This window comes from Olsenella intestinalis (genome assembly GCF_023276655.1).
Lineage (GTDB): Bacteria > Actinomycetota > Coriobacteriia > Coriobacteriales > Atopobiaceae > Olsenella_J > Olsenella_J intestinalis.
In genome coordinates this window covers 123,199-148,867 of sequence record NZ_JALGRK010000001.1, presented here as the reverse complement: position 1 = coordinate 148,867, position 25,669 = coordinate 123,199, and the positions used below count along the sequence as shown (strand labels likewise).

Genomic DNA, 25,669 nt, shown 5'->3' with positions numbered 1-25,669 from the left:
CGCGAGAGAGGATGAGACGCCCATGAAGACCGAGAGGTTCTCCCTTGAGTGCAAGGACCTGCAGAAGAGCTTCGACATCGTTCGCTACGGCGAGGCGGGCAGGCCCGTGGTGGTCTTCCCCGAGGGCAACTCCTCGTTCGTGAGCTGGCACGACGCCGGCATGATCGACGGGCTCTCCAGCCTGATCGACTCCGGCGAGGTGCAGCTCTTCTGCGTCGACTCCGCCGACGACCTTGGCTGGTACGCGCGCCACGCGTTTCTCGACTACCGCCTCGAGAACATCGAGGCCTACCTCGCGTTCGTGACCAAGCAGCTCGTTCCCTTCGTCACCAAGACGGCTGCCGCTGAGGCGCCCGTCGCGCTCGGCGCCGGCATGGGCGCGCTCAACGCGACGCTCGCGGTCCTGCGCGACCCCGGCAGCTTCAGCGGCCTGCTCGCGCTCTCGGGCACCTACGACGCCCGCCGCTTTACCGACTGCGACCTCGACGACGCATGGAAGCTCGTCTCGCCCGTCGACATGGCCGGCGCGATCAAGCCCCGCTCCGCGGCGGCCACCGCGCTGCGCGCCCTGCCCATGGCCTTTGTCTGCGGCCAGGAGCCCAGCGAGGCCGGCATCGACACCCAGCGCGCGCTGGACGGCGCACTTGCCGAGAAGGGCATCAACGCGACGTTCGAGTACTGGGGCTACGACGTGTCTCACGCATGGCACTGGTGGCTCGAGGAGACCCGCCAGATGCTGCCGGCCGTGCTCAAGGTCGGCGGCCTCGAGGAGCGCAAGCTGACGGCCGACCTCTCGTACGCGAAGGTCGAGGCGGAGCATGCCCGCGAGGTGCTCGCCGACGAGAAGGAGGGGCTCGCCTCTGCCCGCGACGCCCTCAAGGTCGCCGTGGCCGACGTGGCCACCACGGCCGAGCGCGTCGAGAAGGAGCTGAGCGTCGTCGAGAAGTGCCGCCTCGTCGAGAAGGACATGTGCGAGAAGGCCGCCGAGCTCTGGGCCGAGCGCGACCGCGTGGCCGGGCTGCTCGCCGAGGCCGAGGCCAAGGCCCGCGAGGCGCAGGACCGCGCCGACGCCGCGTCTCGTGCGCGCGCCGACGCCGAGTGGGTCGCCGGCGAGGCCAAGGCCGCGGCCGAGCACGCGGTCCAGAACAAGGCCGCAGCCGAGGGCGCCGTCGCCGACCACGAGGCTGCCGTCGAGGCCGCCAAGGACGTGAGGGAGACGGCCGCCACCGCGCTCGACGCCGTGAAGGCCGCCGTCGAGGCCGAGCGCGCCGCGGCCGAGAAGGCCATTGCCGAGGCCAAGAGGGTCGCCAAGCCCGTCGTCAAGAAGGCGGCGAAGAAGGCGGCCAAGAAGGCCGTCAAGGCTGGCGCCAAGGCGGCCGTCGCGACCAAGGCGGCGAAGGCCGGCACCAAGGCGGCCAAGGCGGCGGCGAAGCCTGCCGCCAAGAAGGCCGCGAAGCCGGCGGCGAAGAAGGCGGGCGCCAAGGCGGCTGCCGGCGCGAAGACCGCTGCCAAGGCCGTCGTCGCGACCAAGGCCGCGACGACCGTCGCCAAGAAGGCCGCCAAGCCTGCCGCCAAGCAGGCGGCCAAGAAGGCCGGCGCGTCTGCCCCCAAGCGCAAGAAGTAAGGGGCGGGCGCACCTCGGATGGAGCTCACGCATGAGGAAGTCGGGCTCTTCTCGCCTTGGAAGCGGGAGGTGAGGGGGCTCTACGAGCGGGCGTTTCCCGACGTGGAGCGCCTGCCCTTTGGCATGCTGCTCGTGAACGCGCTTAGGGGCTGCGTGCGCCTGGAGGTGCACGTGCTGGGCGGCTCTCTTGCGGCGATCACGTATTCCGTCGAGTCAGACGAGGGTCTCTACCTGCTGTACCTTGCCGTGAGCGACGAGATGCGCGGACGGGGCGTGGGCTCAGCGGTGCTTGCCGAGATGCGCCGTCGCGCGGGCTCGCGTCCGCTGGCGCTCGACGTGGAGCCGCCGTACGCGGACGCGCCCAACGCCGAGCAGCGCAGGCGCCGGATGGCGTTCTACCGCAGGGCGGGCGTGACGTCGACGGGGCGGTGCCTGATTGACGACGAGGGCACGTACCTGGTGCTCTCGACGCAGCAGGACATCTCGAGCGAGCGGCTGCGCCAGATCGTGGGCAACCTGGCGCCGATGTCGTACCGGCCGCGGATAGTAGACGCGGCCGAGGTGGGCGTGCCCGAGGGCGGCGAGGCCCGCTAGGGCGCGACGGGAAGCTGCGTTACCTGGCCGAGCGCGATGAGGCCGGTCGCGAAGGCGACGAGGACCAGCGCCGCGACGGCGTCCTCGCGGCCGAGGCGCAGTGGGTGCCAGTGCGTGCGGGGCGCGCCTGCCGCGAAGCAGCGCGCGTCGAGCGTGCGCGAGAGGCCGTTGGCATGGTGCAGGGCGCTCGCGAGCAGCGCCACGATCACGGGAACGAGCGAGCGGAGGCGTCGGGCGGGCGAGCCCTGCGAGAGCGAGGCGCCGCGGGAGCGCTGCGCGTCGAGGATGGCCGAGAGCTCGTCGGCGAGCGTGGGGATGAAGCGCAGCATGAGCGAGAAGACCATGGCGAGCTCGTGGGCCGGAAGGCCGAGGCGCGCGAGCGGCGAGAGGATCGCCTCGAAGGCGTCGGTGAGCTCGGTGGGCGTGGTCGCGAGCAGGAGCAGCAGGCCCGCGCAGATCGCGATGGCGACGCGCAGCGAGTAGAGCACGGCCGCCCAGGCGCCGGCCGAGGTGATGGTCACGGGTCCGAGCGAGACGAGGGTCTCGCCGCCGCGGACGAGCAGCAAGTTGAAGAGGCTCAGCAGGACGACCATGACGAGAAGGGGGCGCGCCGCCTCGAGCAGTCGCGCCGCACTGACGCGGGAGGTCGCCGTGAGGGCTGCCGCGAAGGCGAGCGCGAGGGCGAGCTGGGCCGGCGTGCGGACGAAGAACGTGAGCAGCATGAGCGCGAGGGCGCCGATGACCTTGGTGCGCGCGTCGAGCCGGTGGATGGGGGAGTCGGCCGCGTAGTACTGACCGAAGGCGATGCGAAGGGCCATGCTAGCGCACCTCCCTGGGACCGACGGGTTCACCCGGGGCGGCGGGCGCGCCCGGTGCGGCGGGGGCGGCGAGCGCGAGGCGGGAGGCGATCGCAGTCGCGAGCGCGTCGAGCGTGAGGGGCGCGCCGAGGTCGGGTGCGCCGGCGTCGCGCAGGGCGAGCGCCCAGGAGAGGGCGGTGGGAAGCCCGAGGCCGGCGTCTGCGAGGGATGCCGCGCTCTTCTCGGCGAAGACGGAGGCAGGCGTGCCGTCGGCCATGACGTGCGAGCGGTCGAGGACGATGACCTGCTGCGCGAGGGCTGCGTCGTCCATGGAGTGGGTCACGACCGCGACGGTGACGCCGCGCGCGTGGACGTCGGCGAGGATGCGCGCGAGCTGGGTACGGCCGCGCGGGTCGAGGCCGGCCGTGGGCTCGTCGAGGACGAGCGTGCGCGGGCGCATGGCCAGCACGCCGGCGATCGCGCAGAGGCGCTGCTGGCCGCCGGAGAGCTCGAAGGGGGAGGCGTCGGCCTTGTCGGCGAGGCCGACGATCGCGAGGGCGCGCCGGCTGCGGCGGGCGACCTCCTCGGCGGAGAGGCCCAGGTTGGTGGGGCCGAAGGCGACGTCCTTCAGGACGGTCTCGGCGAAGAGCTGGCGCTCGGGGTGCTGCATGACGTAGCCGATGCGCCCGTGGAGCAGGCGGCGGTTGCGGCGCGTGGCGGTGTCGATGCCGCCGACGACCATGCGGCCGGCGTCGGGCGTCTCGAGGGCGCAGGCGATGCGGGCGAGCGTCGACTTGCCCGAGCCGGTCTGGCCGACGATGGCGACCGAGGCGCCGGGGGCGACGCTGAGGCTCACGTGGTCGAGGGCGTGGGCGTGATCGGCGGATCCGTAGGCGAAGGAGACGTCGTCGGCGAGGATGGCGGGCTCGTCGCCAGGGGTTGCCGGCGACGGCTCGGCCGGGGACGGGACGGGAGCCGGTGCCGGCGCGGCCGGGGCGGCGGCGAGGAGCGAGGCGAGCCTTCGGGTGAGGGCGTCGTCGTCGACGGTCCAGTCGACGCCGACGCCGAGGGCCTGCAGCCGGGAGGCGAGGCGCGCGCAGAAGGGCTCCTCGAGCCCGAGGGCCGCGATCTTCTCGGCGTGGGAGAAGACCTGCTCGGGCGTGCCGGAGAGCGCGACCTTGCCCTCGCTCAGGACGATGACGCGGTCGGCCGCGAGGGCCTCCTCCATGAAGTGCGTGACGTGCACGATCGTGGTGCCGGCCGCGCGCAGGCGGCCCATGACGCGCATGATGGCGCGGCGTCCGCGCACGTCGAGCAGGGCGCCGGGCTCGTCGAGGACGAGCAGGCGCGGCTCCATGGCGAGCGCGCCGGCGATGGCGACGCGCTGCTTCTGGCCGCCGGAGAGGCGCGTGGGGTCGGCCTTGGCGAAGGCGCCCATGGCGACGCGGTCGAGCTCGCGGCGGACGCGGCGCTCGATCTGGGCGGGCTCGACGCAGAGGTTCTCGGGGCCGAAGGCGACGTCGTCCTCCACGACCGTGGTGACGATCTGGTCGTCGGGGTTCTGGAACACGAGGCCGAGGCCCCGGCGCGCGCGGCCGTACGCCGCGAAGTCGACGTGGCCGCCGGCGAGGACCTGCTCGCCCAGGAGCGTCACGTCGCCGGCGTCCGGGGCGAGGAGCCCTGCCAGCACGAGGGCGAGCGTGGACTTGCCCGAGCCGTTGGCACCCAGGACGCAGACGTGCTCGCCGGCGCGGACGTCGAGCGAGACGTCGTCGAGGGCGAGCGCGCCGCGCTCGTAGCGGAGGGTGACGTGGGAGAGCGAGGCCACGCTCTTCTCGGCGGCGGCCGGCATGGCTAGTTGTCGAGCGCGCGCACGATGGGCTTGTAGACCAGCACGCACATCGCGCAGTTGATGCCGATCTTGAGCAGGTTGAACGGCAGGAGCGCGGGAACGATCAGGTCGATGACGGCCTGGGTCGACATGCCGGTGTAGAGCGGCGTCACGACGATGTTGCCCGCGATGCAGGCGACGAGGGCGCAGACGGCGCCGAGTGCGAGGCCGACGATCGCGCCGCGCATGGTGGGCGTGCGGCGGTAGACGAGCGACGCGGGGAGCACGAGCGCGATGGTGGCGAGCATGGCCATCAGCATGCCGTAGATGCCCGACTGCGTGGCGAGGTGCACGAGGTAGGGGATCGTGGAGACGATGGCCCCGGTCGCGGGGCCGAAGGCGAAGCCGGCCACGAGCGCGACGATGCCCGACGGGTCGTACTTGAGCCAGGTCACGCCCGGCAGGATGGGGAACTCGACCATGAGCGTGCAGATGGCGGCAACCGAGCAGAACAGCGCCGTGATCGCGATCCGCTTGGTGGTCCAGGTGCCCTGCTCGCTGGTGGAGTGGTTGTCGTGGCGCGACATCGCGCCCTTGGGACGGCTGTCGCCGTGCGTTGACTGTGCCATTGCGGCCTCCGTTTCTTCCATCCGGACTGTCACCGTTGGTCCTGGAGTCGCACCAGGTCAGCCGCTTTCGCGGGTCGCGGACTTCGGCCTCGCCGTCACCGCCAGTGGGGAATTGCACCCCGCCCTGAAACTGTAGGCAGGATACAACAATGCCCTTGCCCGTGCATCCCAGGGCGGCCTCGCGCCGTGGCCCCTATGCGCAAAACCTCCTCGAGTCGCCATCCGGGCACGGCCTGACCGGGCCCCGCGGCCCTGCGCGCGGCCCTGCGCGTTCGTGGTGCATGTGTGGGCTATTCGGTGGCAAACGCAGGTGTTATATAATTCAGCAGTTGCGTCGTGGCGCACGGTCGCCAACGACGCCTTTGTAAGCGCACCCAAGGAGGATGAGAAGGGCATGTCCGACAGTTCCGACCATTTGGATTCACTGGCCTGGAAGCTTCGATCCGTCGTGGGGGAGGACAACGTCCTCGTCCGCGAGCCCATGAGCGAGCACACCACGTTCGCAATCGGCGGTCCCGCCGACCTGTACGTCATTCCCGACACCGTTGACGACGTCCGAGAGGTCGTCGCAATCTGCCGCGAGGCCGAGGTCCCCCACTTCGTGCTGGGCAAGGGCTCTGACCTGCTCGTCTCCGACGACGGCTACCGCGGCGTCATCATCGCGATCGCCGACGGCCTGGTGAACGTCTCCGTCGACGGCAGCGAGATGTGCTGCCAGGCGGGCGTCCCCCTGCGCGAGGCCTCCGAGATGGCCTGCGAGCTCGGCCTCACCGGCCTCGAGTTCGCCTGCGGGATCCCCGGCTCGGTCGGCGGCGCCTGCTTCATGAACGCCGGCGCCTACGACGGCTGCATGGCCGACGTCCTCAGCTCGGTCACCTGCCTCATGCCCGACGGCTCGGTGCGCGACATCGCCGCCTCTGACCTCAACCTCGGCTACCGCCAGAGCCGCATCCGTGACGAGGGCCTCGTGGTCCTCTCCGCCACGATGTCGCTGCGCCCCGGTAAGCGCGGCGAGATTCGCGCGAAGATCGAGGACCTCACCGAGCGCCGCGAGAGCAAGCAGCCGCTCGAGCTGCCCAGCGCCGGCTCGACCTTCAAGCGCCCCGAGGGCTACTTCGCCGGCAAGCTCATCACCGACGCAGGCCTCAAGGGCTACCAGTCCGGCGGCGCCGCCGTCTCGACCAAGCACGCCGGCTTCGTCGTCAACGTTGACCACGCCACGGCCGCCGACGTGCGCGCCGTCATCTCCCACGTGCAGGACGAGGTCGAGCGCCAGTTCGGCGTCCGCCTCGAGCCCGAGGTCCGCTTCCTCGGCTAGCCTGGCACGCCACCGCCCCCATAACCGACGCAGACGAGAAGAGCCTGGACCATCGTCCAGGCTCTTCTCCTTAGCTCTGCCCTGTCTTTGCTGCGGCAGCGCGTCCTCTAGTTCTTGAGGGAGTTCAGGGGCGCCGGGAAGCGGCCACCGCGGCGGGCGAACGTCGTGCCCGCGAACTTGTTCACGCTCATGATCGGCGCCGAGCCGAAGAGGCCGCCGAACTCGAGGACGTCGCCCTCGCTCTTGCCGATCGCGGGGATGAGGCGCACCGCGGTGGTCTTTGCGTTGATCACGCCGATGGCCATCTCGTCCGCGATGATGCCGGCGATCGTCTCGACGGAGGTGTCGCCGGGGATGGCGATCATGTCGAGGCCGACCGAGCAGACGCAGGTCATGGCCTCGAGCTTCTCGAGCGACAGCGCGCCGTCGGTGGCCGCGCGGATCATGCCGGCGTCCTCGGACACGGGGATGAACGCGCCCGAGAGGCCGCCGACGCTCGAGCTCGCCATCACGCCGCCCTTCTTGACGCAGTCGTTCAGGAGGGCCAGCGCGCAGGTCGTGCCCGGGCCACCGCACTCGCCGACGCCGATGATCTCCAGGATCTTCGCGACCGAGTCGCCTGCGGCCGGCGTGGGCGCCAGCGACAGGTCGACGATGCCCTTCTCGACGCCCAGGCGGCTCGCGGCCTCGCGGCTCATCAGCTCGCCGGCGCGCGTGATCTTGAACGCGGTCTGCTTGATCTTCTCGGCGACCTCCATGAGGTCCGCGTCGGTCGGCAGCTCCTCGAGTGCCGCGGCCATCACGCCCGGGCCGGAGACGCCCACGTTGATGACGGCGTCGGCCTCGCCCGAGCCGTGGACGGCGCCCGCCATGAACGGCGAGTCCTCCACCATGTTGGCGAACACCACGAGCTTGGCGGCGCCGTAGCAGTCGATGTCCTGCGTGAGCTCGGCCGCCTCGACGATCTTCTCGGCCATGAGCAGCACGGCGTCCATGTTGATGCCCGCGCGCAGGCTCGCGACGTTGACCGACGAGCAGACGCGCTCGGTCGTGGCGAGCGCGCCGGGGATCGAGTTGATCAGGCGGCGGTCCGTGGAGCCCATGCCCTTCTGGACCAGCGTCGAGAAGCCGCCCATGAAGTCGATGCCCAGGCTCTCGGCCGCGCGGTTCATGGCGTGCGCGATGGGGGAGAGGTCCTGGTCGGGGCAGGCGGCGGCGATCTGCGCGACCGGCGTCACCGACACGCGCTTGTTGGCGATGGGGATGCCGTACTCGCGCTCGAGCGCCTCGGCGGTCGGCACCAGGCGCTCGGCCGTCTTGGTGATGCGGTCGTAGACCTTGGTGCACATGCGGGAGAGGTCCTCGTCGGCGCAGCCATAAAGCGAGATGCCCATGGTGATGGTCCTGAGGTCGAGGTTCTGCTGCGAGACCATGCTCCGGGTCTCGGCCACCTCTTCGGGGGTGATTGGCATTGGTTCCTACTTTCGCGCGGCCCGCGGCCGCAAGCTCAGGGGCGCATCGCGCGCCCGCGTCCAAACCATCAAAAGCTTCGCGCATGAGAAGAGCCTACGCCTCGCCGCTCGCCGAGTCGTGACAGCAAGTTTACGTCCGACCCCGCCTAAACGCACCCTGGCAGGCAACATTTATGCCTGTACGTTTATGAAGCTTCAAACGATGTTGACCTGCTGAAAGTCCAATATTGATGTAAACGGAGCATGTGAACAATAGTTGAAACGTTTACAAAAACACTCAAATCGGCACGTCATTTCTAAGCCATCTACCTGCGTAAAATCCGTTCATAACTGTTTTTCAACCGTTCACAGTCAAGACGGTTCTCACGACGGCATTCAATAGTAGAAATGAATACGACAGATGGGCGTCGCGTGGAGCGTCGCCCTCCGGTCGTCTCGTTGGACGGCCATTCGTACAAGTTTCGTTAGGGGTTTGAAGGGAGTTTTTGGAATGGGCAATCTTTCTAGGCGCGATTTCCTCAAGCTTTCGGGCGTCACCGGCGCTGGCCTGGGTGCTTCCGCACTCCTCGCCGCGTGCAACAACGGTGGCGGCGCTTCTGCTGGGGGGTCTGCCAGCGCGGGCGATAAGGTGAAGATCGGCATCTCCATCTGGAGCTCGACCGACGCCCTTGGCTCGCTGTCCGTCGACATCTGCAAGAAGGCCGCCAAGGTCCTCGGCGCTGACACCACCGTCGTCGACCAGGGCCACGTCTCCGAGCAGGTCACTGCTTCCGCCGAGACCCTCGCTGCCGCCGGCTGCAACGGCATCATCATCTGCAACTCCGCGGATTCCGAGATGACCTCCGTCATCAACACCTGCAACCAGAACGAGATGTTCGTCACGCAGTTCTACCGCATCATCTCCGAGACCGCTTCCCCCGACGTCTATGACGTCGCCAAGAAGTCCAAGTACTACGTGGGCGCCGTCCACGAGGACGAGGTCCTCAACGGCAAGACGCTCATGGGTCTCCTCCTGCAGAAGGGTGGCCCCAACAAGACCGGCGCCCGTCACATCTGCCTCGAGGGCTGGACGGTCGGCGACGCCACGTTCCAGCTCCGCTGGGAGGGCTACAAGGCCGGCCTGAAGGAGTGGAACGACGCTCACCCCGACGACCAGGCCGAGATGACCGACCCCGTCTACGCGAACACCTCCTCCGCTGAGGGCGCCAAGGTCACCGAGCAGTTCGTCAACACCCACCCCAACATGGACGCCCTCATCGTCGCCGGTGGCGGCGGTGACCCGCTGGTGGGCTCCATCGGCCAGCTCAAGAACATGGGCAAGACCGGCCAGATCTCCGTCGTCTCGACGGACTTCCTCCCCGACCTCGCCGAGCAGCTCTCCACGGGCGGCATGTTCGCCGAGTCCGGCGGCCACTTCTGCGACCCGCTGTACGCCTTCATCCTCACCTACCAGGCCTGCACCGGCAAGCTCCAGGTCAAGGACGGCGAGTTCGGCTACGAGATCAAGTTCCCGTACGTCTACGTCTCCAGCTCCGAGGAGTACGCCGAGTACGAGAAGTACTTCGTCAACGACGCGCCGTACAACGACGACGAGATCAAGGCGCTCGCCGAGGACGACTTCAGCAAGCTCAACAGCGCCGCTGAGGCCCTCTCGATCGAGGACGTCAAGAAGCGTCACGCGTAAGAAAGCAGCAGCTCAGCTGCTGAGGTAAGTGCTTTGCAAAAGCGGAGGGGGAGCCTACGACTCTCGGCCCCCCTCCTCTTTTTGTAGAGCGGAACGAAACGGAAGGAGCGATGCATGCAATCGTTTCTCAAGAAGGCTAGGCAGAGCCAGTGGTATGGCGTGGGCCTTCTTCTCGTCATCTCCGTCGTGATCTGGGCGGTCTTCAAGATCGGTGCGCCTGCCACCTTCGGTGCGCCCGACAAGCTTCTGTCCTACATGCAGACCGCGCTCATCTACGCCATCGGCGGATGCGGACTGTACTTCATCTGCGTCATGGGCCTGTTCGACTTCTCCATCGGCTCGATGCTGATTGCAGCAGAGCTCTCGACCATCGCACTCATCCCGCAGGCCGGCTGGGTCGCGGTCATCGTGGTCCCCATCCTCGTCGGCGTCGTCCTGGGGCTCTGCAACGGCATCGCCTACATCAAGATGCACATCCCCTCGATCATCGTCACGACCGGCCTCTCGCTGATCTATGAGAGCTTCTCGGTCTACATCGCTGACGTGAACGGCACGCGTCTCGACAACGCGTTCAAGCTCTTCGGCGCCTACCCCTGGAACCTCATCGTGGCGCTCATCGCCTTCGGCCTGTGCTACTTCATCCTGAACTACACCAAGATCGGCACCTACACCAACGCCATCGGCGCCAACGAGCTCGTCGCCAAGAACATGGGCGTCAACGTCGACAAGTACAAGGCGATCGCCTTCACGCTCTGCGGCACCTTCGTGGGCATCATGTCGATCCTCTACCTCGGCTATGGCACCGCTCAGACCCCGCAGACCGGCATGCTCTCCCAGGCGCTGAACTTCCAGCCCCTGATGGGCACCTTCTTCGGCCTGGCCTTCAAGAAGTACGGCCACCCCGTCGTCTCGATCCTGATCGGTGAGTACATCGTCGCCATGATCTTCGCGGGCTTCGTCGCCCTCGGCATGCCGACCACCGTCAACAACATCGTCACCGGCGCGACTCTGCTCGCCATCGTCACGCTGACCACCAAGCGTCGCAACGGCGCCGTCGTCAAGTAAGGGAGGGAGAGAATAATGGCAAAGGAAATCATGCTTCACGCCGTGGGCATCGACAAGCAGTTCGGACCCACGCACGCCGTCGACCACGTCTCCCTTGACTTCTACAAGGGCGAGATCCACGCGCTCATCGGCGAGAACGGCTCCGGCAAGTCCACGTTCACCAACATGCTCACGGGCATCATCTCCATCGGTGAGGGCACCTTCGAGCTTGATGGCGAGCAGATCGCCCCCAAGAACCAGGTTGACGCCAACCACCACGGCGCCGCCGTCATCGTCCAGGAGCAGGGCACCCTCGACGGCCTCACCGTCGCCGAGAACATGTTCCTCGGTGACGAGAACCAGTTCATCACTGGCGGCATCAAGAACACCGGCGCGATGATCAAGAAGGCCCAGGAGCTGCTCGACAGCTACGGACTCGACTACATCAAGGCGGTCGACCCCATCGACAACTACAACTTCGAGGACCGCAAGCTCGTCGAGATCGTCAAGTCGACGTGGTTCGCCCCGAAGGTCCTGGTCGTCGACGAGACCACTACGGCTCTCTCGCAGAACGGCCGCGCCGAGCTCTTCAACGTCATGAACAAGGTCCGCGAGGACGGCCGCACGGTCATCTTCATCAGCCACGACATGGCCGAGGTCCTCTCGATGTCCGACACGATCTCGATCCTGCGTGACGGCGAGTACATCACCACCGTCTCCGCCGACGAGGTCGATGAGGAGCAGCTCAAGACCCTCATGGTCGGTCGCGAGATGTCCGACCACTACTACCGCGAGGACTATGATGGCTCGCTTGCCGGCGACGTCGCCATTTCGATGAAGGACGTCTCGGTTCCTGGCGAGCTCGAGGAGGTCTCCCTCGACCTGCACAAGGGCGAGATCCTCGGCATCGGCGGCCTGTCCGAGTGCGGCATGCACGAGGTTGGCAAGGCCCTCTTCGGCGCCTCCTACGAGCGCACCGGCGAGGTCGAGCTCGGTGACGGCACCGCCATCAACGACATCAACACGGCCATCAACCACTCGATTGCCTACGCGTCCAAGGACCGTGACAACGAGTCGCTGCTGATCGCCGACACCATCCAGGACAACATCACGCTGCCTTCTCTTCGCAAGATGGGCCTGCCCCTCTCCAAGAGCAAGCAGAAGAAGTTCGCCAACGAGTACGCAGAGCTGATGTCGGTCAAGATGGTCAACACCGACCAGTTCGTCTCCGCTCTCTCCGGCGGCAACAAGCAGAAGGTCGTCCTCGCGCGCTGGGTCGGCGCCGAGTCCGAGATCCTCCTGCTCGACTCTCCGACCCGCGGCATCGACATCAAGGTCAAGGCCGACATCTATGCGCTCATGGACGAGATGCGCAAGCAGGGCAAGGCCATTCTCGTCATCTCCGAGGAGATCATGGAGCTCATCGGCATGTGCGACCGAATCCTTGTCATGAAGGACCACAAGATCAACGGTGAGCTTCAGCGCTCCAAGGAGCTTACTGAGCAAGACCTCATCGCTCTGATGGTTTAGGAGGCGACACGAATGACTGAAAACGACACCATCACTGAGTCGGAGGAGCTTGCCAAGGATAAGGGCATTCTGAGCAAGATCAACATCCGCTCCGTCCTACCCGTCATCGGCTTCGTCCTGATTCTCGCGTTCTTCGCATTCGCGACGGGCGGCAGGATCGTTCAGCCGAAGAACATCAACCTGATTCTGAACTCGACCTACGTGCTCATGATCTCCTCGATCGGCGTCTTCATGATCATGTCCATGGGCTCGCTCGACTTCTCCCAGGGCTCGATGATCGGCCTCTGCTGCATCGTGGTGTGCTACCTGTCGCACATCAACCCGGCCCTCGCCGTCGTCGGCGGCATCCTCACCGGCGCGGTCATCGGCGCAATCAACGCGTTCTTCCACGTCCGCAGGCAGATCGCCTCGTTCATCGTCACGATCTGCATGATGTTCCTGCTTCGCGGCGTCGTCGCCTTCCTGACGACTGACTCGCCTGCCAAGGGCGCCGGCTACCTCCAGTCCGACCTCAACAACCCGACGCTGCTCCTGATCATCACGATCGTCTGCCTCGTCGTGTTCTACCTGGTCTTCACCTTCACGCCGCTGGGAAGCAACCTCAAGGCTATCGGCGCGGGCCAGACCGCTGCTCGCTTCGCGGGCATCAAGGTCCAGAAGACCAAGACGCTCGTCTACATCGCCGCGGGTGCCATCACCGGCTTCGCCGCCTTCGTGCTCGCCATCCGCAACGGCTCGGTCACCGCGACCGGCGGCAACATGATGGAGACCCAGATCATGCTCGCCCTCGTCCTCGGCGGCCTGCCCATCTCCGGTGGCGCCAAGGTTCGCTTCTCCAACATCGTCGTGGGCGTCCTGACCTACTGCATCCTCGACCGCGGCCTGTCGATGATGGGCTTCGAGGCCGCGCCCAAGCAGCTCGTCATGGGCGTCGTCTTCCTGATCTTCCTCGCCATCTTCTCTGACCGCGAGGGCAACCAGGTCATCAAGTAGCACTCTCTCCGGGGCCGCCTCCGGGCGGCCCCGTCTTTTCCGCCCCATTTAGGAGGAACCACAATGCTAGACATCAAGCAGTACAAGTTCTGGCTCTGCCCCTGCACCCAGGATCTCTACGGTGACGAGGTGCTCGAGCACGTCCATCAGCACGCCCTCGAGGTCGCCGAGGCCCTCAACGCCTCCGACAGCATCCCCTTCGAGGTCGTCGTCAAGCCCAACCTTCTCACGAGCGACGTCATCCAGGAGACCTTCAACGCCGCCAACATGGACCCCGAGTGCGCCGGCATCATCACCTGGGCCCACACCTTCTCGCCCTCCAAGTCCTACATCCTGGGCCTGCAGGACCTCCGGAAGCCCTTGTGCCAGTTCGCGACGCAGTACAACGAGGAGATCCCCTACGACACCATCGACATGGACTTCATGAACGAGAACCAGGCCGCCCACGGCGAGCGCGAGCTCGGGCACATTTTCGCCCGCATGCGCTGGAACCACAAGGTCGTCTTCGGCTTCTGGAAGGACGCTGAGGCCCAGAAGGAGCTCGGCGACTGGATGCGCGTCGCCGTCGGCGTCAACGAGAGCCGCAACATCCGCGTCTGCCGCTTCGCCGACACCATGCGTAACGTCGCCGTGACCGACGGCGACAAGGTCGAGGCCCACGTCAAGTTCGGCTGGACCGTCGACGCCTGGCCCGTCAACGACCTCGTGCCCTACGTCGACGCCGTCACCGACGCCGAGGCCAAGGCACTCGCCGACGAGTACTACGACACCTACGAGCTCGTCCTCGACGGCCGCGACCCCGAGGAGTTCCGTCGCCACGTCGAGGTGCAGGCCGCCCAGGAGATCGGCATCGAGCGCTTCCTCGAGGAGCACAACTACAACGCCTTCTCCGACCACTTCGGCGACCTCGGCGGCCTCAAGCAGCTGCCGTCCCTCGCGATCCAGCGCCTCATGCAGAAGGGCTACGGCTTCGGCCCCGAGGGCGACTGGAAGACCCCGGCCATGGTTCGCCTCATGAAGGTCATGACCGCCGGCATGAAGGACGCCAAGGGCTCCGCCCTCATGGAGGACTACACCTACAACCTCGTCAAGGGCAAGGAGGGCATCCTCGAGTCCCACATGAGCGAGGTCGACCCCTCCGTCGCCGACGGCCGCATCGCCATCCGCGCCACGCCGCTGTCCATGGGCGACCGCGAGGACCCCGCGCGCCTCATCTTCACCGGCAAGACCGGCCCCGCCATCGCCACCTCCCTCGTGGACCTCGGCAACCGCTTCCGCCTGATCATCCAGGACGTCGACTGCAAGCCCGTCGAGAAGCCCATGCCGATGCTGCCCACCGGCACCGTCTTCTGGGAGCCGCGTCCCAACCTCAAGGTCGGCACCGCGGCCTGGATCTACGCCGGCGGCGCGCACCACACGGCCTTCTCCTATGACCTCACTGCCGACCAGATGGTCGACTGGGCCGAGGCCATGGGCATCGAGCCCGTCGTGATCGACGCCAACACCAACCTGCGCGACTTCCAGCGCGACCTCAAGCTCGGCGAGGTCTACTACCGCTAGTCGCAAGCGCGTTCGGCAAGGCACGTCATACCGGCCGCGCTCCGATCGGGGCGCGGCCTTCTTTCTAGGAGCGAAACCACAATGGCTAAGACCAAAGAGCAGATCATCCAGGACATCGAGTCCGGCGCGACCACGCTCGGCATCGAGTACGGCTCGACGCGCATCAAGGCCGTCCTCGACGACGCCGACAACAACCCGATCGCCATCGGCACCTTCGACTGGGAGAACACCTTCGACGGCACCTACTGGACCTACGCCGAGGAGGAGCTCATCTCCGGCATCCAGGCCGCCTACGCCTCCCTCAAGGCCGACGTCGCCGAGAAGTACGGCGTGACCCTCACGAAGGTCGGCGCCATGGGCATCTCCGCCATGATGCACGGCTACCTGCCGCTCGACGCGGCCGGCAACCTCCTCGTGTCGTTCCGCACCTGGCGCAACACCACCACGACCAGGGCTGCCTCCGAGCTCTCCGAGCTCTTCAAGTTCCACATCCCCGAGCGCTGGAGCGTCTCCCACATCTACCAGGCCGTCCTCGACGGCGAGGCCCACGTGCCCAGCATCGACTTCTTCACCACGCTGGCGGGCTACGCCCACTGGAAGCTGACGGGCGAGAAGGTCCTCTCCGTGGGCGACGCCTCGGGCATGTTCCCGATCGACTCCACCACCAAGGACTACGACGCCTCCATGCTCGCCGCCTTCGACGAGCTCGTCGCCTCCAAGGGCGTCTCCTGGAAGGTCGAGGACCTGCTGCCCAAGGTGCTCGTGGCGGGCGAGGTCGCCGGCCACCTCACTGCCGAGGGCGCGGCTCTTCTCGACCCCGCGGGCGACCTCGAGCCGGGATGCCCGCTCTGCCCGCCCGAGGGCGACGCCGGCACCGGCATGATCGCCACCAACTCGGTCGCGCAGCGCACCGGCAACGTCTCGGCTGGCACCTCGGTCTTCTCGATGGTCGTGCTCGAGCACGCCCTCAAGGACTCCACGAGCCCCGAGATCGACCTCGTCACCACGCCGGTCGGCGACCCCGTCGCGATGGTCCACTGCAACAACTGCACCTCCGACATCAACGACTGGGTCGACCTCCTCGCCGACTACTCCCGCGTGATGGGGCAGCCCGTCGACAAGGGCGACATCTACGTCAAGCTCTTCAACGAGGCGCTCACCGGCGACAAGGACGCCGGCGGCCTGGTGTCGCTGCCGTTCATCTCCGGCGAGACCGTCATGGGCGTCCAGACCGGCTACCCGCTCTTCGTCCGCAGGCAGAACGCCAAGTTCACGATCGCGAACTTCATGCGCATGAACATCATGGCGGCCTTCGGCGCGCTTGCCGCGGGTAACGAGGCCCTGCGCGCGCAGGACGTCAAGATCGACAAGCTCTACGGCCACGGCGGCATCTTCAAGACCCCGAAGGTCGCCCAGAGCCTGCTCGCCGCGGCGCTCGACGCGCCCGTGACCGTCATGGCCACGGCCGGCGAGGGCGGCGCATGGGGCCAGGCCGTCGCCGCGTCCTACATGCTCAACAAGGCCGACGGCGAGACCCTCGCCGACTTCCTGAACGACCGCGTCTTCGCCGGCATGGAGGGCACGACGCTCGCGCCCGACGCCGACGACGTGGCGGGCTACAAGGCCTTCCTCTCCTCCTTCAAGCAGGCCAACGAGGCCGAGAAGGCAGCCGAGAAGAGCTTCGCCTAGGTCGCGACCATCTTCGGTACCACGGCGTCTCGGGCCGCGCACACCCGAGGCGCCTGGACAGAGACCTTCCTGGCGGACAGGGACGCGCCCCCTTCCGCCAAGCCCATGGGCGGGGACCGCATCGCGGTCCCCGCCCTTTCTTTGGTGCCAACGGGCCTCGCTCGCCTGCAGTCGCCGCGCCGCCGGCATACATCGCTCGCATGCCCCCTCGCTCGCTGTCATATGGCAACTCTCGCCGAAATGCAATGGCTAGCAGGGCATTTACCTGCCACAAACGGGTTACCATCCTGGTACTTCCTTATGTCGAGCAAAGGCTAGGGTACAGTACATGAGACGTTCCACCAGACATGATGGGGTCCGCGCGACGCTGCTGGCCCTCGTTCTCGTAGCGGGACTCCTCCCGCAGCCCGGCGTCGCGGCCGCGGCCGACGCCATTGCGCCGCAGCCCACGGCCGACGCCGCGAGCGCTGCGGACGAGCCGGCCGACCCCGTCCCCGCAGACGCCGTCCCGACCGACGACGCCTCCGTCACGACAGGCGCGCCGGACGCGCCGACAGACGATCCGCAGGGCGAGAAGGGCGACGCCCTCGGGCAGCCGGCCGTCCCGGCTGACGCCGGCGACCCTGTCGCCCCCGGCCAGGCTCCCGACGACACTGCCGACCCGGGCCCCGACGCCACTGGTCCCGACGCCCCCTCCTCCGATCTCGCGGACCTCGCCGACCAGATGGCGCCCGCCGCCGCGGGCATCGCGACCGAGCTCGGCGCCCAGGCCGACCGGGCCGCCGACACCGACCCGGACGCAATCGTTGATCCCGACCCCGATCCCGACGCGCCCGCGGCCGACGACTGCGCCCTCGAGCCCCAGGTCGACGTCGACCTCGCGCCCCAGGCCGTAACGGAGGGCGAGTCCGTCACGCTCTCCCGCGCCGACGCGACCTCCTGGTCCTCCGCGGCGGGCGGCACGCAGAACAGCATCACCCTCGCCGACGACGCCCTCTACGCCATCAGCATCACCGGCGGGAAGGGCGGCAACGTCCGCAACGGCAATATCACCGCCAACGGCGGGCAGGGCGGCACCACGAGCGCCGTCATCCGCCTCGAGCCCACGACCATCTTTGCCTGCCTCGCCGGCGAGGGAGGCGAGGGCAACGCCAGCAGGCGCGGTGCCGGCGGCGCCAACGGCGGCGGCACCGGCGGCGCGCGCCACGGCGAGTACACGCACGGCGCGGGCGGCGGTGGCGCCACCCACGTCGCCAAAGTCAGAGCCGAGCTCGCCAACATCCCCTCCGACGACGACCTCTACCTCGTCGCCGGCGGTGGCGGAGGCTCCCGCAACGACTACAACGAGCGCGTCCCGGGCGGCGGCCTGTCCGGCGGCAACGCCTGGGGCGTCAGCAACGGCGGCACGCAGACCTTCGGCTACGCACGCGGCCTCGGCCAGACGGGCGTCAACGGCGTCAACGCCTCCGGCAACCACGCCGGCGGAGGAGGCGGTGGCGGCGGCTACTTCGGCGGCTACAACTCCATTCGCCCCGACCCCAAGCGCCACCGCGGCACGGGCGGGGGCGGCTCGGGCTTCATCAACGCCGCGCTCATGGGCGGCACGCTCGTCGACAACGGCGGCGGCGCGGGCTCGGTCGTGGTGGACGGCGTGGTCGTCGCCACCACCTCGCGCGGTGGCGGCGCCGGCGCGGGCACGGCGTCCGTCACCTACCTCGCGAGCGTCGTCACGCTCGACGCGGGCCCCGCGGACGCCCCCGGCACGCCGACCCTCTATGCCGCCCCGCAGTCCGAGGCCTACTATGCCTCCTACTCCGTCTCCGGCCTCGCCGACGCCCTGACCTCGATCGACGTCCCCACGCGCGCCGGATACCGCTTCATGGGGTACTTCACGGCCGCCGAGGGCGGCGACCTCGCGATCGCCGACGACGGCACCATCGAGGCCGGGCTCTTCTCGCGCGGCACCTGCACCCTCCACGCGCAGTGGCGCCCGCTCGTCACGTTCGATTCGAACGGCGTCGACGCCACGGGCATGCCCGACGAGCAGGCTGTCGTCTCGGGCGAGAAGAGCACGCGTCCGGCCGACCCCTCTGCGGGCGGCAAGTCGTTCAAGGGCTGGTCCACGTCGGCGGGCACCTACGTCCCCTATGACTTCGACTCGCCCGTGACCGCGCCCGTCGAGCTGTTCGCCTTCTGGTCTCCCTACGTCGCCTTCGACCTGCAGGGCCACGGCCAGGCCATCGAGCCGCAGTGGCTCGTGCTCGGCGAGAGCGGTCAGACGGCCACGCGCCCGCCCGACCCCGTGGAGACCGGCTACACCTTCGGCGGCTGGTACACGGACCCCGAGTGCGAGGATGGCCAGGAGTTCGACTTCGCGACCGAGATCGTGAGCGACACCACGGTCTTTGCCAAGTGGTCCGCCAACGTCTACCGCATCAGCCTCAAGGACGGCGACGCCGAGAAGGGCGTGCAGTCCTTCGTCTACAACGATGCGCCCAAGCGGCTCATGACGGCCGCCGAGCTCGGTCTCGAGCGCGAGGGCTGGCGCTTCGCCGGCTGGCGCGAGGACGACGAGCTCGCGGTCGAGTTCGAGGACGGCGCGCAGATCCAGAACCTCTCGACCGGCACGGGCACGATCGACTTCCACGCGCTCTGGGTGCGCGACATCACGTTCGTCTCGGGCTCGTCCGCCCTCTCGGGCCAGGCCGACGACGCCTCCGCCACGAGCGTGCCCCAGCTCTCCGACCGCGCGAGCGACCAGGCCATCGCGGCGCCGCGCCTCGTCGACGTCGACGGCTGGCGCTCCATCGGCTGGCTCGGCAGCAGGGTCGCCGCGAGCGCGGCCGACGTCGGCGCGGGCACCACGTTCACCCCGCAGTCGGTCACGACGTTCTTCGGCCTGTACAACCGCGACGTCACGCTCTCCTTCGACGGGGCCGGCGCGACCGCGGGCGAGGTCGAGCCCCAGGCCGACGTCCAGCGCATGAACGCCTCGGGCGCGCTCACGCCCCTCACGTTCGTGCTGCCGGCCAACGCCTTCGAGCGCGACGGCTGGCGCTTCGCCGGCTGGAGCATGGGCCGCCCCGGCGACGCCGTCACGCTCAGGCCCGCCGCCTCCGACGCGCCCGACTTCGTGGCGAGCGCCCTGTGGGCCGGCCCCTACCAGTACTTCATCGCGTTCGACGCGAACGGCGGCGCGGGTGCCATGGGCGTCCAGCTCGCGCCCGAGCACGCGCCCACGCCCCTCGACGCCTGCGCCTTCGCGCGCGACGGCTACGCGTTCGCGGGCTGGAACACGGCGCCCGACGGCACGGGAGCGTCCTTCGCGCCCGGCCAGTCGGTTACGGACCTCGCCGAGCCGGGCTACCAGGTCGTGCTCTACGCCCAGTGGCACAAGCTCCCGGACGATCCCGCCGCCGAGACGAGCGTGGCATCCGGCTCGTCGGCGCCTGCGGGGCGCGAGTCGCCTCGGGCTGCGGCCCTGCCCGAGACGGGCGACCCGCTCGGGTGGCTGTTCGCGTGGCTGCCGCTTGCGTAGACGCGACCTGCGATCGAGGCGATCGCGAGACACAAGGCCGACATGGGGGAGGGGCGCGCCGAATCCGGCGCGCCTCCTGGTTGTCGCTCTTCTCGGCCGCGTGGGCAGGGTGCTGCGCGGATGCTTGCGGCGTGGCTAGGCCTCGACCCTGAACGCGAAGACCGTGGTGAACCTGAAGGCGTGGCCCTTGTCGTAGACGGGCTGCGGGAAGTTCTTGTGGTGGATCGCGTCGGGGAAGAACTGGGTCTCGAGGGCGACGCCGTCGAAGTTGCCGTAGTGGACGCCGTCGCGGCCGAGGCAGTCGAGGCCGCCGGCGGTGTAGACCTGCAGGCCCGGCGAGTCGGTGAGTACGTCGAGGGCGATGCCCGTGCGGTTGCCGACGAGCGTGCAGGCGCGCTCGAGGCGCTCGCCGTTCTTGAGGACGAAGTTGGTGTCGTAGCCGCCGGGGACCTCGGCGATGTCGTCGCCGAGGCGCTTGGGCGTGCGGAAGTCGTACGACGTGCCCTCGACCGGCGCGATCTCGCCGGTGGGGATGAGGTCGTCGCGCGTGGGGGTGTAGGCGTCGGCCTCGAGCTGGAAGGTGTGGTCGAGGACGGAGCCCGACGCGTGGCCGTTGAGGTTCCAGTACGCGTGGCAGGTCAGGTTGATGATCGTCTTGTCGTCGGGGGTGGCCTCGTAGGAGACGCGGAGCTGGTTGTCGGCGGTGAGCGTGTAGGTCACGTTGACGTCGACGGCGCCGGGGAAGCCCTGGTCGCCCCGGCGGCTCACGAGGTTGAAGGTGACGGAGTCGTCGGTGGTGCGGCTGGCCGTCCAGAGTCGCTCGAAGTACATGTGGGGCCCGGAGTGAAGGCTGTTGCCCTTCTCGACGGCGGCGAGGCGGCAGGTCGTGCCGCCGAGCTCAAAGGAGGCGCCGGCGATGCGGTTCGCGTTGCGGCCGACGAGCGCGCCGAAGCAGGCGCCGTTGTGCTCGTAGTCGGCGAGTCCGTCGTAGCCGAGGCAGACGTCGGGGCGACCGCCGTGCGCGTCGGGGACGCGGACGCTGACGACGCAGGCCCCCATGTCGGTGAGGGTGACGCTCATGCCCGCCTCGTTCTCGAGGGTGTAGAGGTGCGCCTCCCTACCGGTTTCCGTCGTGCCGAACGAGGTGATGGAACATGCCATGCTCTCCTCCAAACGTGCCGTGGTGCGCCGTGCGGCGCAATTCTGTTCGCCTTCTAACGATAGCCAAGCCGCGTGCGTGGGGAGCGGCTATTCGGCGACGTGGTCGCCGCGGGTGGCGTCAGGCGGTAGCGCGGGACTTCGGGACGGGTCGTGACGTGGGCGTAAACAGGGTCAAAACGGAATCAGCGTAAATCCAAGGCAAAATCGGTGAAAGGTGTTTTAACTCGTACACAAATGTCTATACAAATGAGGTCATTTAAGCCGTTAAGCTGCGGTTTAAAAAATAAATTTGCTAAACGGCCATATAAACATGTCCACTGGCGGAGTAAACACCCGTTTGCGCAGTTTATTCGCATATTGTTGTGCTAGAGGAAAGTGCGACGTACCCACGTCGTGTTAGGTAAACGTTTTTGGTAAGGGAGTTCAGATGACTGAGGATTTGGGTACCCCATGGAAGAAGCTCGACTTCCCCGTCTCGGAGGAGGAGGTCGCCTGGGTCGACAAGTACTGGCGTGCTGCTAACTACATGTCCGTCGGCCAGATCTACCTGCGCAGCAACCCGCTGATGCGCTCCGACTTCAAGGACGCCAGCGGTAACGTCCGCGACTTCGGCCGCGAGGACGTCAAGCACCGTCTCGTCGGCCACTGGGGCACCACCCCGGGCCTGAACTTCCTGATGGGCCACGTCAACCGCTTCATCCACGACCACGGCCAGAGCGTCGTGTTCTTCATGGGACCGGGCCACGGCGGACCTGCGGGCACCTCGCAGTCGCTGCTTGACGGCACCTATCGCGAGATCCGTCCCGACATCACCGATGACGAGGCCGGCCTCCAGAAGTTCTTCCGCCAGTTCTCCTACCCCGGCGGCATCCCCAGCCACTTCGCGCCCGAGACCCCCGGCTCCATCCACGAGGGCGGCGAGCTCGGCTACACGCTCTCCCACGCCTACGGCGCGGTTCTCAACAACCCGAGCCTCCTCGCGTTCGCGGTCGTCGGCGACGGCGAGGCCGAGACCGGCCCGCTTGCCACGTCCTGGCAGACCAACAAGCTGCTGAACCCGCTCACCGACGGCATCGTCCTGCCGGTGTTGCACCTCAACGGCTACAAGATCGCCAACCCGACGATCCTCGCGCGCATCTCCGACGAGGAGCGCAACGAGTTCTTCCGCGGCATGGGCTACCACCCCTACACCTTCACGGCCGGCTTCGACGACGAGAGCGTCATCTCGATCCACCGTCGCTTCGCCGCCCTGCTCGAGCAGGTCTTCAACGAGATCTGCGACATCAAGTGGCGCGCGCTTGCCGGCGAGACCGCCCGTCCCGAGTACCCGATGATCGTCTTCAAGACCCCCAAGGGCTGGACCTGCCCGAAGTTCATCGACGGCAAGAAGACCGAGGACTCCTGGCGTGCGCACCAGGTGCCCCTGGTGAGCGCCAAGGACACCCACGAGCACTTCCGCGTGCTCCGCGGCTGGCTGCGCTCCTACAAGCCCGAGGAGCTCTGGGACGAGAACGGCACGCTTCGCCCCGAGGTCACCGAGTTCATGCCTGAGGGCGACCTGCGCCTGGGCGCCAACCCCAACGCCAACGGCGGCATCCAGCGCACCGACCTCGAGCTGCCCGACATCCACGACTACGAGATCGACGTCAAGGGCCACGGCCACGGCTACGGCATGACCGAGGCCTCGCGCGTCTTCGGCCAGTACACCGCCGACGTCATGAAGCTCAACTTCACGAACTTCCGCGTCTTCGGTCCCGACGAGACCGCCTCGAACCGTCTCCAGGCCGCCTACCGCCTGACCGACAAGCAGTGGAACGCCGGCTTCAACGGCGACGAGGAGAACGACTCCTTCCTCTCCAGCTCGGGCTCCGTCATCGAGCAGCTCTCCGAGCACCAGTGCGAGGGCCTTCTCGAGGGCTTCCTGCTCACCGGCCGCCACGGCGTGTGGAGTACCTATGAGTCCTTCGTGCACGTCGTCGACTCCATGGTCAACCAGCACGCCAAGTGGCTCGAGGCGACCGTGCGCCACATCCCCTGGCGCAAGCCCATCGCCAGCCTCAACATCCTGCTCACCAGCCACGTCTGGCGCCAGGACCACAACGGCTTCTCGCACCAGGACCCCGGCTTCGTCGACCTGCTGCTGAACAAGAACTTCCACAACGACCACGTCGTCGAGATCTACTACCCGGCCGACGCCAACATGCTGCTCGCGGTCGGCGAGGAGGCCTACAAGTCCACGAACAAGATCAACGCGATCTTCGCGGGCAAGCAGCCTGCCCCCACCTTCCAGACCATCGACGACGCCAAGAAGGAGCTCGCCGAGGGTGTCGCCGAGTGGACCTGGGCCGGCAACTGCGCCTCGGGCGAGAAGCCTGACATCGTGCTCGCCACCTGCGGTGACGTGCCGACGCTCGAGATGCTCGCCGCCTCCGACGCTCTGCAGGACATGGGCCTCAAGGTGAAGTTCGTCAACGTCGTCAAGCTCCTCGCGATCCAGAACGCCGACGAGAACGACGCCGCCATCAGCGACGCCCGCTTCACCAAGCTCTTCGGCAAGGACGTGCCGGTGCTCTTCGCCTTCCACGCCTACGCCCACACGATCCACGGCCTCATCTACAACCGTCCGGGCCACGACAACTTCCACGTCCACGGCTACATGGAGGAGGGCTCCACCACCACGCCCTTCGACATGCTTCGCCTCAACGAGATGGACCGCTGGGCGCTCGCGTCCCACGCCCTCGAGCTCGTGGACGCCAAGAAGTACGCCGAGAAGATCGCCGAGTGGCGCGCCTTCCGCGACGAGGCCTTCACGTTCGCGGTCGAGAACGGCTACGACCACCCGCGCTTCACCGAGTGGTGCTGGCGTGACGTCGCCGGCACGCAGGACAACAGCGCTGCTGCCATGTCCTCCACGGGCGGCGACAACGACGAGTAGTCTCACTCGCCTATAGCGTGCACCCAAGTTCCTCGCACGCATGTTCCTTGCAGGGAGGGGAGGGGCCAGACGGTCCCTCCCCTCCCATTTTTTCGGGCTCGCTACACGTTGCCGCCCGCGTCCCGGACAGTCCCCGCGCACGCAAAGGCGGCGCCGACTCTCGTCGACGCCGCCCAGGGGAGGGAGCTATGTGTTTGCGCCTATCGCTCGCAGACGCTGTCTCGCTCGATGAAGGTCGTCGAGATGTGCGTGGTGCACGTGTAGGGCTGGGGGTGCTTGACCTGCTCGATGAGCTTGCGCACCGCCATCTTGCCGATGTCGTGCTTGGGTACGTGGATGGTCGTGAGCGCGGGGAGCATGACCGTGGCGACGGGCAGGTCGTCGAAGCCGATGAACGAGACGTCCTCGGGCACGCGGTAGCCCGCCTCGATGAGGGCGCGCATGGCGCCGCAGGCGAGCACGTCGTTCTCGGCGAAGAACGCCGTCGGGAGCTTGGGCTTGGTGCTGATCCACTCCTTGGCGTCCGCGTAGGCGGTGCGGACGGTCGTGCCCAGGGTGACGCGGAACTCCTCGTCGAAGGTGAGCCCGGCCTCGTCGAGCGCCAGGCGGCACCCGCGCTCGCGCAGGGGGAAGTTGCGGATCTGCGACTTGCCCTGGATGTAGCCGATCTTGCGGTGGCCCTTCTTGATGAGGTAGTGCATGGCGTTGTAGGCGGAGTTCTCGTTGGAGATCACGATCGACTCCATGAAGCTGTGCTTGCACCAGCCGTCGACCACGACGAGGGGCGCGGCGGAGTCGTAGAAGGCCTTGTAGTCCTCCTCGTCCATCTCGGTGCCGAGAAGGACGATGCCTCCGGTCGGGTCGCGGCACATGTCCCGCATGCGCCTCATGGCAGCGGGGTCGGAGAGGTCGATGGTGATGTAGGTGGTCGGCAGCCCGTGCTTCTCGGCCTCCCGCTCGACGCCGTCGACGACGGCGGGGTGGAAGTCGCTCTCGTCGAGGACCTTGCCGCTCTTGCGGGCGACGACGAACTGGATGCGGTTGAGGCGCGAGGGGCGCTGGTAGCCAAGCTCCTGCGCGGCCTGCAGGATGATCTCTGCAGTCTGCTTGCTGACGCCGCGCTTGCGGTTGAGCGCGTTGGAGACCGTGGCGGGCGAGAACCCCGTCTTGCGGCTGATGTCTCGAACTCCGACCTTCAAAATCTGTCTCCTCTGTTTACGAAATTCTAGGGGTACGTGTTTACATGAGTTTTAAACCAAGAATCATGAAG

At 67.6% G+C, this 25,669-nt stretch carries 17 protein-coding genes and 1 riboswitch; of the genes, 11 read left to right on the top strand and 6 right to left on the bottom strand.

Annotated elements, in window-relative coordinates:
- The first annotated feature begins 22 nt into the window (after positions 1-22).
- Both M5D76_RS00535 and M5D76_RS00530 read left to right on the top strand, forming a co-directional pair.
- Positions 23-1,624, top strand: coding sequence for an alpha/beta hydrolase-fold protein (locus tag M5D76_RS00535; RefSeq protein WP_248921462.1), 1,602 nt, complete (start codon positions 23-25; stop codon positions 1,622-1,624).
- Positions 1,625-1,642: 18 nt separating this feature from the next.
- Positions 1,643-2,218 carry a GNAT family N-acetyltransferase gene (locus tag M5D76_RS00530; protein WP_248921461.1) on the top strand — a complete coding sequence of 192 codons (576 nt, stop codon included), beginning with the start codon at positions 1,643-1,645 and terminating at the stop codon, positions 2,216-2,218.
- Here M5D76_RS00530 and M5D76_RS00525 read toward each other — a convergent pair.
- From M5D76_RS00525 to M5D76_RS00515, 3 genes are read right to left on the bottom strand one after another with little or no spacing between them, the layout of a single operon-like run.
- Complete coding sequence (locus M5D76_RS00525) at positions 2,215-3,036, bottom strand: energy-coupling factor transporter transmembrane component T family protein (protein ID WP_248921460.1); 822 nt, start codon at positions 3,034-3,036, stop codon at positions 2,215-2,217. The genes M5D76_RS00530 and M5D76_RS00525 overlap by 4 nt on opposite strands.
- A 1-nt stretch (position 3,037) precedes the next feature.
- Entirely contained in the window at positions 3,038-4,867 is a 1,830-nt protein-coding gene (locus M5D76_RS00520; RefSeq protein WP_248921459.1) for an ABC transporter ATP-binding protein, read from the bottom strand.
- 2 nt (positions 4,868-4,869) lie between these two features.
- On the bottom strand, positions 4,870-5,475 hold the full coding sequence (locus M5D76_RS00515; RefSeq protein WP_248921458.1) for an ECF transporter S component: 606 nt from the start codon (positions 5,473-5,475) through the stop codon (positions 4,870-4,872).
- 5 nt (positions 5,476-5,480) lie between these two features.
- Positions 5,481-5,611, bottom strand: a riboswitch (FMN riboswitch).
- Between the two features lie 258 nt (positions 5,612-5,869).
- On the opposite strand from M5D76_RS00515, the gene murB reads away from it, so the two are divergent.
- Complete coding sequence (gene murB, locus M5D76_RS00510; RefSeq protein WP_248921457.1) at positions 5,870-6,793, top strand: UDP-N-acetylmuramate dehydrogenase; 924 nt, start codon at positions 5,870-5,872, stop codon at positions 6,791-6,793.
- 107 nt (positions 6,794-6,900) lie between these two features.
- Here the strand turns inward: murB and M5D76_RS00505 are convergent, their stop codons facing one another.
- A complete protein-coding gene (locus M5D76_RS00505) occupies positions 6,901-8,265 on the bottom strand; it encodes a PFL family protein (protein ID WP_248921456.1) in 1,365 nt (454 codons plus the stop codon).
- Between the two features lie 490 nt (positions 8,266-8,755).
- Between M5D76_RS00505 and M5D76_RS00500 the strand changes: the two genes are divergently transcribed.
- The 7 genes from M5D76_RS00500 to M5D76_RS00470 all read left to right on the top strand — a co-directional run bounded on the left by M5D76_RS00500 (position 8,756) and on the right by M5D76_RS00470 (position 20,303).
- Positions 8,756-9,949 (top strand): sugar ABC transporter substrate-binding protein, encoded by a 1,194-nt coding sequence (locus M5D76_RS00500; protein ID WP_248921455.1) that lies wholly within the window; start codon positions 8,756-8,758, stop codon positions 9,947-9,949.
- A gap of 114 nt (positions 9,950-10,063) precedes the next feature.
- Positions 10,064-11,014: an ABC transporter permease gene (locus tag M5D76_RS00495; protein ID WP_248921454.1), complete on the top strand. Its 951-nt coding sequence runs from the start codon at positions 10,064-10,066 to the stop codon at positions 11,012-11,014.
- 15 nt (positions 11,015-11,029) lie between these two features.
- Positions 11,030-12,523, top strand: coding sequence for a sugar ABC transporter ATP-binding protein (locus tag M5D76_RS00490; protein ID WP_248921453.1), 1,494 nt, complete (start codon positions 11,030-11,032; stop codon positions 12,521-12,523).
- A 12-nt stretch (positions 12,524-12,535) separates the two neighbouring features.
- Positions 12,536-13,516, top strand: a complete 981-nt coding sequence (locus tag M5D76_RS00485; RefSeq protein ID WP_248921452.1) for an ABC transporter permease — start codon at positions 12,536-12,538, stop codon at positions 13,514-13,516.
- 63 nt (positions 13,517-13,579) lie between these two features.
- Positions 13,580-15,076, top strand: a complete 1,497-nt coding sequence (gene araA / locus M5D76_RS00480; RefSeq protein ID WP_248921451.1) for an L-arabinose isomerase — start codon at positions 13,580-13,582, stop codon at positions 15,074-15,076.
- An 81-nt stretch (positions 15,077-15,157) separates the two neighbouring features.
- Positions 15,158-16,765, top strand: coding sequence for a xylulokinase (locus tag M5D76_RS00475; protein ID WP_248921450.1), 1,608 nt, complete (start codon positions 15,158-15,160; stop codon positions 16,763-16,765).
- A 328-nt stretch (positions 16,766-17,093) separates the two neighbouring features.
- The gene (locus M5D76_RS00470; protein ID WP_248921449.1) at positions 17,094-20,303 is read left to right on the top strand and encodes an InlB B-repeat-containing protein; all 3,210 of its coding nucleotides are present in this window, start codon (positions 17,094-17,096) and stop codon (positions 20,301-20,303) included.
- Positions 20,304-20,438: 135 nt separating this feature from the next.
- Here the strand turns inward: M5D76_RS00470 and M5D76_RS00465 are convergent, their stop codons facing one another.
- Positions 20,439-21,464 (bottom strand): aldose epimerase family protein, encoded by a 1,026-nt coding sequence (locus M5D76_RS00465; RefSeq protein ID WP_248921448.1) that lies wholly within the window; start codon positions 21,462-21,464, stop codon positions 20,439-20,441.
- Between the two features lie 427 nt (positions 21,465-21,891).
- On the opposite strand from M5D76_RS00465, the gene M5D76_RS00460 reads away from it, so the two are divergent.
- On the top strand, positions 21,892-24,399 hold the full coding sequence (locus M5D76_RS00460) for a phosphoketolase family protein (RefSeq protein ID WP_248921447.1): 2,508 nt from the start codon (positions 21,892-21,894) through the stop codon (positions 24,397-24,399).
- A 200-nt stretch (positions 24,400-24,599) separates the two neighbouring features.
- Here the strand turns inward: M5D76_RS00460 and M5D76_RS00455 are convergent, their stop codons facing one another.
- Complete coding sequence (locus M5D76_RS00455) at positions 24,600-25,598, bottom strand: LacI family DNA-binding transcriptional regulator (protein WP_248921446.1); 999 nt, start codon at positions 25,596-25,598, stop codon at positions 24,600-24,602.
- Positions 25,599-25,669: the final 71 nt, after the last annotated feature.

Excerpts from the sequence above, each read along its gene's own strand:
- M5D76_RS00515 (WP_248921458.1), bottom strand. The coding sequence starts at position 5,475 with ATGGCACAGTCAACGCACGGCGACAGCCGTCCCAAGGGCGCGATGTCG.
- araA (WP_248921451.1), top strand. The coding sequence starts at position 13,580 with ATGCTAGACATCAAGCAGTACAAGTTCTGGCTCTGCCCCTGCACCCAG.
- M5D76_RS00475 (WP_248921450.1), top strand. The coding sequence starts at position 15,158 with ATGGCTAAGACCAAAGAGCAGATCATCCAGGACATCGAGTCCGGCGCG.
- M5D76_RS00485 (WP_248921452.1), top strand. The coding sequence starts at position 12,536 with ATGACTGAAAACGACACCATCACTGAGTCGGAGGAGCTTGCCAAGGAT.
- murB (WP_248921457.1), top strand. The coding sequence starts at position 5,870 with ATGTCCGACAGTTCCGACCATTTGGATTCACTGGCCTGGAAGCTTCGA.
- M5D76_RS00495 (WP_248921454.1), top strand. The coding sequence starts at position 10,064 with ATGCAATCGTTTCTCAAGAAGGCTAGGCAGAGCCAGTGGTATGGCGTG.
- M5D76_RS00470 (WP_248921449.1), top strand. The coding sequence starts at position 17,094 with ATGAGACGTTCCACCAGACATGATGGGGTCCGCGCGACGCTGCTGGCC.
- M5D76_RS00505 (WP_248921456.1), bottom strand. The coding sequence starts at position 8,265 with ATGCCAATCACCCCCGAAGAGGTGGCCGAGACCCGGAGCATGGTCTCG.
- M5D76_RS00530 (WP_248921461.1), top strand. The coding sequence starts at position 1,643 with ATGGAGCTCACGCATGAGGAAGTCGGGCTCTTCTCGCCTTGGAAGCGG.
- M5D76_RS00525 (WP_248921460.1), bottom strand. The coding sequence starts at position 3,036 with ATGGCCCTTCGCATCGCCTTCGGTCAGTACTACGCGGCCGACTCCCCC.
- M5D76_RS00490 (WP_248921453.1), top strand. The coding sequence starts at position 11,030 with ATGGCAAAGGAAATCATGCTTCACGCCGTGGGCATCGACAAGCAGTTC.
- M5D76_RS00465 (WP_248921448.1), bottom strand. The coding sequence starts at position 21,464 with ATGGCATGTTCCATCACCTCGTTCGGCACGACGGAAACCGGTAGGGAG.
- M5D76_RS00535 (WP_248921462.1), top strand. The coding sequence starts at position 23 with ATGAAGACCGAGAGGTTCTCCCTTGAGTGCAAGGACCTGCAGAAGAGC.
- M5D76_RS00520 (WP_248921459.1), bottom strand. The coding sequence starts at position 4,867 with ATGCCGGCCGCCGCCGAGAAGAGCGTGGCCTCGCTCTCCCACGTCACC.
- M5D76_RS00500 (WP_248921455.1), top strand. The coding sequence starts at position 8,756 with ATGGGCAATCTTTCTAGGCGCGATTTCCTCAAGCTTTCGGGCGTCACC.
- M5D76_RS00460 (WP_248921447.1), top strand. The coding sequence starts at position 21,892 with ATGACTGAGGATTTGGGTACCCCATGGAAGAAGCTCGACTTCCCCGTC.